This window comes from Endozoicomonas sp. ALB091, from assembly GCF_049310265.1.
In the GTDB taxonomy this organism is placed as follows: domain Bacteria; phylum Pseudomonadota; class Gammaproteobacteria; order Pseudomonadales; family Endozoicomonadaceae; genus Endozoicomonas.
Map to the genome: position 1 here is coordinate 551,148 of NZ_JBLYNQ010000008.1, position 12,625 is coordinate 563,772.

The window sequence follows — 12,625 nt, forward strand, 5'->3', positions numbered from 1 at the left end:
TGCCTTTCAAGCCATGAATCAATGTGCGGTTCATCCCTGCAGGCGCAGGGAACACGAGCGGGACGTGATTCGACAACTGCTGATGCGCGGTTCATCCCTGCAGGCGCAGGGAACACTTAGGGTTGTCCCGAATCTTGATAATGTCCCGCGGTTCATCCCTGCAGGCGCAGGGAACACGATCACATCACCGCCATGTATAATAATCTGATCGGTTCATCCCTGCAGGCGCAGGGAACACCGGGCCGCCAGGTTCTCCGCTGACACCGCCAGCGGTTCATCCCTGCAGGCGCAGGGAACACAGTTATGTTGCTCAGGGTGATACATCAGGTCGCGGTTCATCCCTGCAGGCGCAGGGAACACTTTTACTGTAACCTGACCCGTCACCGCAGAATCGGTTCATCCCTGCAGGCGCAGGGAACACCTGCCTTTCACCACCCCTATCAGGAATACACCGACTCGTAAAAATTGCCCAAAATCTGCATGATCGTCCATTGTCTTTCCTTCAAACCGATCACATGTTCCTCCTGATTATTGACCGTTAAGACATTTATTCCCTGGAAACAGAAAAACACCCATCTCGCCGTTGGGTTCTGGCAGGGCTTCTTTTTCTGGTTTGGAAATACTCGGCTCTGTTTTTTCAGCTCGTGCCTTATTTTGTGCTGGATAGCAGCATAGACCATCAGGCACAGTGTCATCACCATTAACAGAGCTTCAATGCGCTCAGCTTTCTTCAGATAGAGTGAAGAGACCAGAAAGTCCGGGCTTTTCAGGAATCGAAAGCCGCCCTCAACCTGTTGTTGTGACTTGTAGGTAGACAATAGCTCCGTCGCACTCATGCAATTCTGATCCAATTCATTGGTGCCCAGGATAAAGCAACCCAGTGAGGCCTGTGCATTCTCCCTTTTCTGACAGGGAACAAAGCATTCAGCCTGCACAAAGTACTCGAAGTGATCAGGCTTGCTATCCGGCGATGGCCGTCCCCTGCCCGAATAACAGGGTTTACCGGTAACCTCAGGCTCCGTTGCACTCTGGCAGAGTTTCGATTGTTTCTGCCATAAGGCAAAAGCCTTCAATGCATCGTCCCGACACAGAAAGGCCTTTTTTCCCAGCTTTTCCAGATCACGGGCTTCTTTCAGTGACTGCTTCTGCATCTTTCGGGTCAGTGTTTTCTGTTCAACCAGCCTGCGCTTTTTGTTGAGAAACAAGAACCATCGTTGTTTAACATCTCCATAGCAGGAAGGCACTTCAGCAGAGTAATAATCTTCATAGCCTTCAACCGGCTCCAATGACATGGCTGGCGCTTTGCCGACCAGCTCCTTTGCACCCTTGATATTCAGGGGCACACGGGAGATAAACAGCTGCTTTTGCTCGTCAAGCAACTGAAGGGTTTCAGCAACGTACATGGCGGCATCAGCGACCAGATAGCGGCTATTCAAAGTCTCCTTGAAACACGACAGATGATTTTTGATAATTTCCTGAAAACAAGTTTTGTCGTTTACATTACCGCTCGCAGGTGCCATAAACACTGGAATACCTGCCTCATTTTCGGTCATTAACTGCAAGACCACCTGATTCAGGTCAGGTCGGTGGTCACGGCTGTAACCGCGGCAGATATGGATACAATTCAAGTCATCAGGATTTTCATGACTGTTATAGATTCCATCCACATGAAAGCTGGTGCCATCCAGATTCAATGCCTTGCAGGGCAGCTTCAGATGATTGACAACCTTAACGGCAAGGTTCAGGTACAAGTCACTGACGCCAGCGTCGTACAGGCTATCAAGGGCCCGACCAAGTACCTTGTCGTTCAAGTGTTCGGGCTGTATGCCTTCCCCGATGAGGCGATCAATCGGCTTGTCCTCAAAAAACTCAGGGAACATATACAGAGTTTGCCCTGTAAACCCCAACCCATTGATGATCATTGCGACCACCGCTTGTCCTATAGTGACATGACGCACATCGGAGTCATTAGTTATACGCGCATCGATGTATTCGGCTATCCTTAGCTCCCGACACATAGCGGCAACCAAGCCAAGGTGGTTCAGGTTCTTAAACTGGTATTGAACTGGCAACATGTCGACGTTCCTGAATATCTGATCAATCCTTTGACAACAGATTTCAGGAAAATATCAATCGGGGTGGTGAAAGGCAGGAACACAGATTTATAGTTATTATTAAAAGTCCGGTTCATCCCTGCAGGCGCAGGGAACACGCAGGTTTGGCCAGTAAAGCACTGGGCAATACCGGTTCATCCCTGCAGGCGCAGGGAACACTACAACAACTCAGGGGCTGGCGTGGCCCGCACCGGTTCATCCCTGCAGGCGCAGGGAACACGTCATCCTGGGTCAGTACATCTTGAGAGCCATCGGTTCATCCCTGCAGGCGCAGGGAACACCGGATCAGGGCGTCCAGTTGCTCCTTGATGGCCGGTTCATCCCTGCAGGCGCAGGGAACACTGCTTCCACCGCTTCATTCAGCTCATCCATTGCGGTTCATCCCAGCAGGCGCAGGGAACACAACCTATGGCTCACTCTACGCTCAATTCTGCGCGGTTCATCCCTGCAGGCGCAGGGAACACTTTACAAAACCTTTTACAGTCAGGTGGGCATAACGGTTCATCCCTGCAGGCGCAGGGAACACGCGGTATCAATGGGTTGGATTTTGCTTTTCTTACGGTTCATCCCTGCAGGCGCAGGGAACACCTGAAGCTTCATAGCGATCTGAATCAAAGCACCGGTTCATCCCTGCAGGCGCAGGGAACACAACCGCCGGTTTGCTTCTACATAACCGAGCCGCGGTTCATCCCTGCAGGCGCAGGGAACACAGTAGGCTAGCCATTCTGGCTTGAAGAGCCTCAGGTTCATCCCTGCAGGCGCAGGGAACACTTTAATCAGGATGACTGGCAGGATTGCGACTACGGTTCATCCCTGCAGGCGCAGGGAACACGACAAAAGCATCGACATCCCCCAGTCCTTTACCGGTTCATCCCTGCAGGCGCAGGGAACACTCGATCAGGTCCGTCTGGTTGATCTTGCGGCCCGGTTCATCCCTGCAGGCGCAGGGAACACGAACTCCGGCCTGTTCGCAGGCTTCAGTGAAACGGTTCATCCCTGCAGGCGCAGGGAACACCACAAAAAGAAAGGTGTTGATGATGTTTATAACGGTTCATCCCTGCAGGCGCAGGGAACACTCGCAGGTAAGCATTAACACCGGCGGTCACATCGGTTCATCCCTGCAGGCGCAGGGAACACTATCGCCTGCTCTGTTGATATGGGGGACTATCCGGTTCATCCCTGCAGGCGCAGGGAACACACCTGTAATTGTTGTTGCAGGTTTCGCAATTTCGGTTCATCCCTGCAGGCGCAGGGAACACGAGCAGCACTTTCGCTTCGGCTCGCTCCATGACCGGTTCATCCCTGCAGGCGCAGGGAACACGGTACATGAACCAGTCCATCTGGTTCAGATCATCGGTTCATCCCTGCAGGCGCAGGGAACACTTGACGTTGCCGATGCTGAGAAACTTAGCCAGCGGTTCATCCCTGCAGGCGCAGGGAACACATAAAGTCAGCCACGACGCATTAAATTTGACGCGGTTCATCCCTGCAGGCGCAGGGAACACTAACGAAAGAGACAGCAGACCGTGAACGACAGCGGTTCATCCCTGCAGGCGCAGGGAACACTGTTTTGGTGAGGACTTTGGCCGCTCTGGCGACGGTTCATCCCTGCAGGCGCAGGGAACACTTTTTCTTCCCCGCCATTTACTGCCCCCCGATCGGTTCATCCCTGCAGGCGCAGGGAACACGTATTAAACATGGGGTCATAGTAAGTGAACTGCGGTTCATCCCTGCAGGCGCAGGGAACACCTTCATTGTGCTGGGCATCGGGGCATTGGGTGCGGTTCATCCCTGCAGGCGCAGGGAACACCTGCTGGAAGGATTCGCCCACTTTTGCATAGACGGTTCATCCCTGCAGGCGCAGGGAACACGATGGCATGAGCGTTTTTAATGACAAACAGTTCGGTTCATCCCTGCAGGCGCAGGGAACACAGATAGGTCTCGTAATCGATGCCGTTATTGCCCGGTTCATCCCTGCAGGCGCAGGGAACACTCCTGCATGGAGAGGGGAACCTGTTCCATGCGCGGTTCATCCCTGCAGGCGCAGGGAACACCTTTTCCTGCGCCCCTTTTTCATTCGGTGAATCGGTTCATCCCTGCAGGCGCAGGGAACACCATCAAGACCGGCGGCCATCAGAGGCGTGTAGCGGTTCATCCCTGCAGGCGCAGGGAACACTGCTCTTTCCAGTAATTGAATAAACGTTCATTCGGTTCATCCCTGCAGGCGCAGGGAACACATCCTTCACCAGGCGGCCATCGTCTTTCAGTGCGGTTCATCCCTGCAGGCGCAGGGAACACCGGCTGTCGGCTGATATCGGTTACGTCCACGGCGGTTCATCCCTGCAGGCGCAGGGAACACTTCAAATGGTTTTTTTTGGTTCCATGTCTGCTCGGTTCATCCCTGCAGGCGCAGGGAACACCCCATGATCTCCATGAAGAACACATCATCATCCGGTTCATCCCTGCAGGCGCAGGGAACACGAACTGAACGACAGCCAGCTGATGACCATCGGCGGTTCATCCCTGCAGGCGCAGGGAACACGTTGCTGATGCCCCTGATGCCGACTGGGGAATACGGTTCATCCCTGCAGGCGCAGGGAACACTTCATTTATGACGCCTCTTTCACGTTCGTACTCGGTTCATCCCTGCAGGCGCAGGGAACACTTCGATTTCGGTGTCCGTGGCGTTGGGGCCGTACGGTTCATCCCTGCAGGCGCAGGGAACACACCGTCAGCCCCTCATAGGAACCGGATCGACGCGGTTCATCCCTGCAGGCGCAGGGAACACATGATGTATTGCCCGGTACAGCCGACAATACCCGGTTCATCCCTGCAGGCGCAGGGAACACCAGAACATTGAATCAACGTCCCTGGGTGATTGCGGTTCATCCCTGCAGGCGCAGGGAACACCCGACTTGTCCAGCCGGTCATATTCAAACTGGCGGTTCATCCCTGCAGGCGCAGGGAACACTCAGTAAATAGCCGTTATATAAAAAATAATCCCGGTTCATCCCTGCAGGCGCAGGGAACACTCCAACTCAACCCGAGCGCCCATGAGATATTTCGGTTCATCCCTGCAGGCGCAGGGAACACAGTTGGTGCCGGTGATTTTTTTCACGGTCTGGCGGTTCATCCCTGCAGGCGCAGGGAACACGCGACCAGTCCGGCCAGTACTGCCCAACCGCCCGGTTCATCCCTGCAGGCGCAGGGAACACACTCTCCCCCATGGCCAGCCCGACAAAGGTCCCGGTTCATCCCTGCAGGCGCAGGGAACACGGGCAATGGCCGCATCACCGTGGCGCTGTTTGCGGTTCATCCCTGCAGGCGCAGGGAACACTCGGTGATTGGTGTCCCGGTTAACGACACCACCGGTTCATCCCTGCAGGCGCAGGGAACACCGCCCATCGAACGACAGCAGCTGCACGTTGCCCGGTTCATCCCTGCAGGCGCAGGGAACACTTCTGTCAGGCTGCTTTGAATAATCAAGAAGCCGGTTCATCCCTGCAGGCGCAGGGAACACATCCGGACGCCCTTATGCTGGAAGAATAGACGCGGTTCATCCCTGCAGGCGCAGGGAACACCAAACTGCCATTTGTCCAGCGGTAAAGTGTCCCGGTTCATCCCTGCAGGCGCAGGGAACACGGGCAAAGGCTTCATCACCGGGCCCTCGGACGCGGTTCATCCCTGCAGGCGCAGGGAACACCCAGATCGGCCCAGCGTAATTTGCACACTTCACGGTTCATCCCTGCAGGCGCAGGGAACACCTGATCCCCCGTTTGTTCTCTCCGGGCAAAGGCGGTTCATCCCTGCAGGCGCAGGGAACACATACTTTCTGGCGGCAGTCTCAATATCCCCGACGGTTCATCCCTGCAGGCGCAGGGAACACCTCTGCCACATCCATGGTTTCCCCGAACTTTCCGGTTCATCCCTGCAGGCGCAGGGAACACGGCTGTGGCAACTGGGGGCGGGATTATCAGCCCGGTTCATCCCTGCAGGCGCAGGGAACACGTGTTCCGGCCATTCGTTAAATTCGCTAGAACCGGTTCATCCCTGCAGGCGCAGGGAACACCGGTTAAACGGGGAATGTCGTCATTGAGCTGACGGTTCATCCCTGCAGGCGCAGGGAACACGTCCGGCTTGGGTAACCGGGCCAGCAGTTGCGCGGTTCATCCCTGCAGGCGCAGGGAACACGGTTCCCTGTAAATAGTTTTGCCTGAAATACTCGGTTCATCCCTGCAGGCGCAGGGAACACACCATCATGAGCAATAACAAACAGGCATCCATCGGTTCATCCCTGCAGGCGCAGGGAACACTTATAAGAAAAAGTTGATTCAGTCGGATCCTTCGGTTCATCCCTGCAGGCGCAGGGAACACAAGAATGAGCATATTTAATGAACTGGAATTAGCGGTTCATCCCTGCAGGCGCAGGGAACACGGCAAAGAGCAATGGATGCCATTAACGATGCCCGGTTCATCCCTGCAGGCGCAGGGAACACCGGCTCACCCCCAAGCTCGACCAGCCTGATGCCGGTTCATCCCTGCAGGCGCAGGGAACACGACCTATCAACATGCCCCCTTAGAAAAAAAACGGGTTCATCCCTGCAGGCGCAGGGAACACTCTAAAAAAATACACCACTAAATCAAAAGGTTGCAAGACCTAAAATTTCCACCAGCAAATTCATCCAAAATTCGCTGTAAATATTCCATTGTTAAAGAACAGATTGATTATTCTTCCGATTGAAAAAGAACCAGCCTTAAACCATCTTCTTCGATTGGTATTCTCCTGTTTGTGCCGTAGGTTTGAAAATCAAATCCGGATTCTGTGTTGGTTGCCCAGGCCATAGCCACGTTGCCTTCCTCAGCAAGCGCATTTATCTGTTCCCAAATCATTTCCCTGATTCTTATGGACACATCTCCAACGTACACACCGGCGCGAATCTCCAGCAGCCAGACCGCCAATCTCCCCCTTAATCTTGGTGGTACATTTTCAGTCACCACAACCAACATACTCATTTCAGCTGCTCCTGTGACCTGTATCACCTATCGAAACAGGCTCAGGAATCGCCGGTGGTTGTGCATCTTCCGGTGGCGGAGGTGGCGTAATTTCTCCCGCTGCCAGAATCTCTTCAATGGTAGGAATGATTTTTTTCAGCAGCCGTGTTTTACGAAAACTGTCACGACAGGCAATACGTACATCCCTGTCCGGACTATGGGTACCTTTGGCAGCAATCTGAAACGCCACCGGCACCACTGTTTCGAATTTGAACAGATCAGCAATGTCATACACAAACGCTTTGGGCTTACCGGAATGAATAAAACCGATCGCAGGCGCATATCCCGCAGCCAACACCGCTGCCTCAGTAACACCGTAGAGACAAGCTGTGGCGGCACTTAAACATTGGTTGATGGTGTCTCCTGACTCCCAGTCCTTTGGGTCATAACTTCGCCCCTTCCATTGCACACCATATTGTTTTGCCATCAGCTGATACGTTTTTCTGACCCTGGCACCCTCAAGGCCTCGCAACTGATCAACTGAGCGACGGGAAGGGGCTGGCTCACCAAAACGAAATTCGAACATCTTGCGCACGACTTTCAGTCTCAGTTCTTCATCCAGAGCCAGTTTTGCCTGATAAAGCAATTTATCTGACCTTGCACCACCCGGCTGACCGGCAGAGTAAAGCCGAACACCGGATTCTCCAGTCCAAATCAATAGCGTCCCGGTCGTTGCCGCCAGTTTGACGGCAGCATGGGATACCCGTGTACCCGGTTCGAGCATAATACAGACGACAGATCCCACAGGAATATGCTTTCTGTCACCTTTGACTTCATCAACCACAACGAAGGCCCCATCACGTACATCAATACGACCTTTGCTGACAAACACCATGGACACCCGGTCTTTGATCGGGATGGGTTTTAGTGGAATGAACGACATCCAACCTCCTTGTCATTGTTATATTTCAGGCTTAACCAGTAGCCAGACTTAACAGCCCCATGCCAAAGGATTTGGCTGGCCCTATACCTTCAGCTACAACTATCTGGAATGCAGCCGGATCATTCACCAGCAATACCCCCTCAAACAACACCGGCTGCACCTTGCCACTGCGTTTCTCCCTTGCCTTACGGAAGTAAAGTGGATTTTCTTGCACTATATTCACTGCCTGTAAACGGGCTCCTGCTTGCCTGAGTTTACTGTCCAGCCATTGCTGCTGCTCTTCTTCCCTGATTAAAGGTACTCTAACAGAACGGATATGCGTTCTACCGTTACGAGTTACCGTACCTTTACGCTCATCCTTAATCGCCTTGACCGGATTACACCGTAGTCGGAATCGCAGTTGCTGACCTTCCTGAAATTGATAATTAATAGCTTTGGCTGCCAGGCAACGAACGTGCTCACCACTTCCAGTCGGTTTTAGGTGTGACTGCATTAATACCTGAGCACCAAACGCACGACTCAGGCTTTCTACACGAAACAGAAAGGAGCGGTTATCATCCGGTCGATCAGGAAATAATTGCCATAAAGCCCGGTGCAATTCGTAAGCATTGTTACTCTTTGCAGGAGCAATATGCACTTTAGCCAGATACATCACATCCCTCCTCTGTTGTCAGCACCTGCACATGGACTCTCCTGTTAGCAAACTGCCTTGGTTGTTCAGGGATGGGTATATCCCTGAGCTGCAGTTGGTGGTTGCCTGATGCTTCTTCGTTGTAGACCGTACCTGCTACAGGTTTAATTTTTATCAGTGCGGCCAGCGCATCTTCGGCTTCAATCATATCTTCAAACAAGGGGCGAACCAGCGGACAGCTGCGTCGGCCCAGTACCGGAGTAAAAACAGGTTTGCATATAGCCTGCTGTAATTGATGCAGAGAGATACTGGCTTCTGCCAAATTCCAGATGGCAATAGTGTATTTGGCATCTTGCCAGTACTCGCGCCAGGTCTGAATGGTCTCATGGCTTTTCAGGCCCTGATAATCCACCCGTGCATCCTTCACGGTGTGGTAGTCCGTCATTTTTATCGGCCCGTGTTTGCCCTGATCAACACGTACTGCAAAGCCGACACTTGTCGCCAGTTGACGTTGCCTTTCACAGTCCGCACGGTCAATACCAAGACAGGCTCCCAGAAGCCCCAACAAGGCACTGCGCCCCGGAAAAGCCTCCGACGGTCGTAACCCTTCAAAGCTGTGTTTACCCCAGCTTTGCAAGGGACCTTCCAGTTTCAGAATCAAATGCTGTCGCATTATCAACCCTCACCATTGTTTTGAACCCACTGTTTCAGTGCAGGTAAGGACTCAACAGCATTAATACCTTGAGGTAGTTCAACATCCTCAAGCACCCATTCGGCACAGCATTCATCCAGACCAAACCCTACTGACAGTTTTTGCCAATGGTCATGGAGTTCCTTTATTGAGGGACGGCGAAAGCCATTGCCGGTTTCCTTCACAGGGCTTTCAAAAGCATTGGCCAGGGACAGAGGCTGGTCAGAAAAACTAACCAGTGCCAGATCAGCCAGGTTATGGGCAGCAAAACTTTGTTGTTTGGCAGAAGGCACTTCGGTGGCAAGCATATGTAATACATGTGCAGCGATTTCCAGCGCCTGTTCACGGGGAGCATCACCCAGATTTTTTTGTAACTGCTGAAGGTTCAGGCTGGCATAACGGTAAAAAACGCCAGAAGAAAATTCCTGAGTATCCAGATGGCCCGATCCCATTTCCTGCAAATCATCCACAGCAGTGAACCAGTCGATATCGGCATCAACAGCGTGGGTGGTGATGGAATGGGCCACTGCAAGGGCACCATCAACATTGGTCATTAAACCCGATGTTGCCATTCGCCCCGACAACGCAATATCTGTTGCACGTCCACAAGCTTTTACCATTATTTCAGTGCGCTCTTTTAGCTCTCGTTTTACTATTTTTGCCAAGATAATATCTTTAACTTGATCATCAGATAATCTCGGTTTCTTTGCCGTTGCCTTTCGTTTACCCTCTTTCTCTATGGCTTTTACCAGTGACGCATGATCCTTTTCATTTAAATCAGACTCATAGATTTCCTGAACAAGCTCACAAAATGTTTTAAACTCTGAGATAGACCAAGGGGCTACTGCTGTTTTCTTTTGTGTTATTTCCTCGTCCGATTCCATATCATCATCTGAGTCATCTATCACTTTACTGGAAAAAAGCTCTACACTCTTAGCAATCCATTTTTCATCAATTTTAGGGGCCAACTGAGTTAATTTTTTCGCCAATAACTCCAGTTGCCTGGTACGAATTGATACTTCAGGAAAATGCTCCTGATAATACTCACTGGTGCGCATTGCACGCTTAAGACTCTGGCTAGAAACGCGCACACGGCGTTTACCACCGAAAATAGCCGACTTCTGCATATTCATGTCATCCCGGTTAAGGCAGGATGGGCTGTGAGAAATCAGGATATGAAAGTTTATAAAATTCTTATTCATAAGACTGCCCTTTTAAATGTTGTGAAAAAAATGGTTCAGTGCGACTCTTTCTGATGCAGAAAGAAATTTTCCAGCAATTTTTGCTTTTGTTCCGGCTTATCCCAGCGCAATAGCAGCCAGGCTGTTTGAGAAAAGTCGACTATTGGGTTCACTTGTTGCAATAAACGCCGCAACTGAATCAGATCATTCGGTTCCTGTGAGCGAATCACCATGAACAGGCGTTTTTCCCTGACACCAGCCTCAGCCAGAGCTTTACCCAATGAATCGCCACCGTCCCGATGCTTCAGGTGTGGCAAACAGTAAACCAATCTCCGGATATTCTTGTGACTGCCATAACCTCGTGTTAAACGATAAAAGGCGGGGATTTCAATAAGGTCATCGGGTGCTGCAACCCTGCGCAACTCGGCTTTGAAGCCAGTACCCAAATCATCATAGCGATTCCACAGCCGGATGAAATCCTGAGACTTTTCATTATAAGATTGCATTTAATTCTCCTCTGTAACCACAGGCTGAAGGTCAGCGAGCGATTTATTCAGGCTGCGCCGAGCCAATGCCAGTGCTTTGAGCATTTTGGGTTCCTGCCGGTAGGGTTGTGTGAGCTGATCAAAAAGTGCCTGTATGGTTTGCTTTAGTTGAAAGCGCAGGCGATCCATAGCAGGTAGTGGCTCACTGAAATCGATATCAGCAAATATGTCCCGAATCCACTGTTCGGTTTGCTGGAAATAGAGGTCATCCCCAGACTGACAGAGATTGACTCCAGCACCTTTGATTTCTCTGTTTTTATCCTTGATACCTTCTGCAAAGAGATAGAGAGCCCTGCGCAGAGCCGTTTTATACCCCAGACCTGTCTCTATAATGTGATGGATCACCTCCCCATGTTCAGCCCAGCCATCCGCCAGACTAAAAAATTCATGGCGACGCTCCAGCACAGTTGCCTGCTTGTTTCTATAACCGCCGATAATAAATTGTAAATACTTCTGCCTGATCAAATTGTCATCCCTGATCTGTATCAGCACAGGCGCAGGGTTTTGTCCTTCTTTTTTGGATTCCATGGCCACAACCAGACGGCTAAGTTGAGTCCAGCCAGGTGCTGTGGTGGTAAAAGAAGGAAACTTTTCTTCTTTTTTTCCTTTGGCAATCTTGAAGGAGCGGGCTGACAGTGGGTGAGGCCAGACACCTTCTACCGTGTATTTGAACTTGGCTTTATTAAAACCCTTATACAATGGCGCAGTGACATTACAGACGCTACAGCAACCAGTATCTTCAGCAGGCAAGAGTTCAAAATGTGCTGGTTGCCACAGTAAACCACGGTTAAGGCCGATATTTGTTGCACAAATTTTCTCACCTGCTTTCACGGTATCTACATAGTTTGGAGCTTGTTGTGCAGTATCTTTGTACCACGGCATGACAGAGTTATTCAGACGGTCCTGATGCAGCACATTCAGCCACACTGTTATGCGCAGATCAGGCCCTGTAATCAGTTGCGTAATCGGTGTACTACCGCGCAAACTTCCCTTGAACCCTCCACCCATACTGGGGCAATTATTGGCCATATTAAACAAGGCTATTGCCGTACAACTGCCACAGAGCCCTTCCGCTAATCCTTGAGGATTAATAAAGGTTTTATTGGTACCGTCTGCCACACCTGCCAGCAGCTTATCCATCGGGGTCGGTTCGCTCGCCTTAACTCCGCGAATTTGCATAAAGGGTGTATCCGGGTGATTCAGGTCAAACCAAGCCTTTTTATCCTCCACGCCAGTCAGAAATATATCGGTAGGCAAAGGCTTTTTGAGCCGGGCCAGTAACTCCTTTCGATTAAATGGTGTGAAGCAAACCTGAGTTATGGCTACCAATAATTGCAGACAAGCCAGCTCCAGGTCATCACGGGGTAGACAAAGATCGCCTTTTTTCTCCCCACATAAAAGTTGCTGGTACGTGATTCGCAGCCGGGCTCCTTCGTACTGGACGGGAATCCACGGTTCAGTAAGTAATGAGAATGGTTTCAATTTTTCTTGTCCCTCCAGATTGACAACCAGTGCAATAATCAAGGCT

General features: G+C 51.4%; 8 protein-coding genes and 2 CRISPR repeat arrays (1 of these 10 running past the window's edge). All 8 genes read right to left on the reverse strand.

Annotation, left to right across the window (positions count from 1 at the left end; all coding sequences use genetic code 11):
* Nucleotides 1–421: direct repeats of the CRISPR family, unit length 29 nt; unit sequence CGGTTCATCCCTGCAGGCGCAGGGAACAC (it extends 701 nt beyond the left edge of the window).
* Nucleotides 422–440: 19 nt separating this feature from the next.
* Nucleotides 441–2,075: an IS1634 family transposase gene (locus ACO6UX_RS18760; RefSeq protein WP_422445567.1), complete on the reverse strand. Its 1,635-nt coding sequence runs from the start codon at nucleotides 2,073–2,075 to the stop codon at nucleotides 441–443.
* Nucleotides 2,076–2,183: 108 nt separating this feature from the next.
* A CRISPR array of direct repeats spans nucleotides 2,184–6,732; the repeat unit is 29 nt; unit sequence CGGTTCATCCCTGCAGGCGCAGGGAACAC.
* 107 nt (nucleotides 6,733–6,839) lie between these two features.
* Nucleotides 6,840–7,127 (reverse strand): type I-E CRISPR-associated endoribonuclease Cas2e, encoded by a 288-nt coding sequence (gene cas2e, locus ACO6UX_RS18765; RefSeq protein ID WP_257293982.1) that lies wholly within the window; start codon nucleotides 7,125–7,127, stop codon nucleotides 6,840–6,842.
* A gap of 1 nt (nucleotide 7,128) precedes the next feature.
* Nucleotides 7,129–8,049 carry a type I-E CRISPR-associated endonuclease Cas1e gene (gene cas1e / locus ACO6UX_RS18770; RefSeq protein WP_422449896.1) on the reverse strand — a complete coding sequence of 307 codons (921 nt, stop codon included), beginning with the start codon at nucleotides 8,047–8,049 and terminating at the stop codon, nucleotides 7,129–7,131.
* Between the two features lie 31 nt (nucleotides 8,050–8,080).
* Nucleotides 8,081–8,701, reverse strand: coding sequence for a type I-E CRISPR-associated protein Cas6/Cse3/CasE (gene cas6e / locus ACO6UX_RS18775; protein WP_422449897.1), 621 nt, complete (start codon nucleotides 8,699–8,701; stop codon nucleotides 8,081–8,083).
* Nucleotides 8,688–9,353: a type I-E CRISPR-associated protein Cas5/CasD gene (gene cas5e, locus ACO6UX_RS18780; protein WP_422449898.1), complete on the reverse strand. Its 666-nt coding sequence runs from the start codon at nucleotides 9,351–9,353 to the stop codon at nucleotides 8,688–8,690. The genes cas6e and cas5e overlap by 14 nt, the downstream gene beginning before the upstream one ends.
* 2 nt (nucleotides 9,354–9,355) lie before the next feature.
* The gene (gene cas7e / locus ACO6UX_RS18785; RefSeq protein ID WP_422449899.1) at nucleotides 9,356–10,573 is read right to left on the reverse strand and encodes a type I-E CRISPR-associated protein Cas7/Cse4/CasC; all 1,218 of its coding nucleotides are present in this window, start codon (nucleotides 10,571–10,573) and stop codon (nucleotides 9,356–9,358) included.
* 35 nt (nucleotides 10,574–10,608) lie between these two features.
* Nucleotides 10,609–11,058: a type I-E CRISPR-associated protein Cse2/CasB gene (casB, locus tag ACO6UX_RS18790; protein ID WP_422449900.1), complete on the reverse strand. Its 450-nt coding sequence runs from the start codon at nucleotides 11,056–11,058 to the stop codon at nucleotides 10,609–10,611.
* Nucleotides 11,059–12,621 (reverse strand): type I-E CRISPR-associated protein Cse1/CasA, encoded by a 1,563-nt coding sequence (gene casA, locus ACO6UX_RS18795; protein WP_422449901.1) that lies wholly within the window; start codon nucleotides 12,619–12,621, stop codon nucleotides 11,059–11,061.
* Between the last annotated feature and the right edge of the window lie 4 nt (nucleotides 12,622–12,625).

Excerpts from the sequence above, each read along its gene's own strand:
- cas2e (WP_257293982.1), bottom strand. The coding sequence starts at position 7,127 with ATGAGTATGTTGGTTGTGGTGACTGAAAATGTACCACCAAGATTAAGG.
- ACO6UX_RS18760 (WP_422445567.1), bottom strand. The coding sequence starts at position 2,075 with ATGTTGCCAGTTCAATACCAGTTTAAGAACCTGAACCACCTTGGCTTG.
- cas7e (WP_422449899.1), bottom strand. The coding sequence starts at position 10,573 with ATGAATAAGAATTTTATAAACTTTCATATCCTGATTTCTCACAGCCCA.
- cas1e (WP_422449896.1), bottom strand. The coding sequence starts at position 8,049 with ATGTCGTTCATTCCACTAAAACCCATCCCGATCAAAGACCGGGTGTCC.
- casB (WP_422449900.1), bottom strand. The coding sequence starts at position 11,058 with ATGCAATCTTATAATGAAAAGTCTCAGGATTTCATCCGGCTGTGGAAT.
- cas5e (WP_422449898.1), bottom strand. The coding sequence starts at position 9,353 with ATGCGACAGCATTTGATTCTGAAACTGGAAGGTCCCTTGCAAAGCTGG.
- cas6e (WP_422449897.1), bottom strand. The coding sequence starts at position 8,701 with ATGTATCTGGCTAAAGTGCATATTGCTCCTGCAAAGAGTAACAATGCT.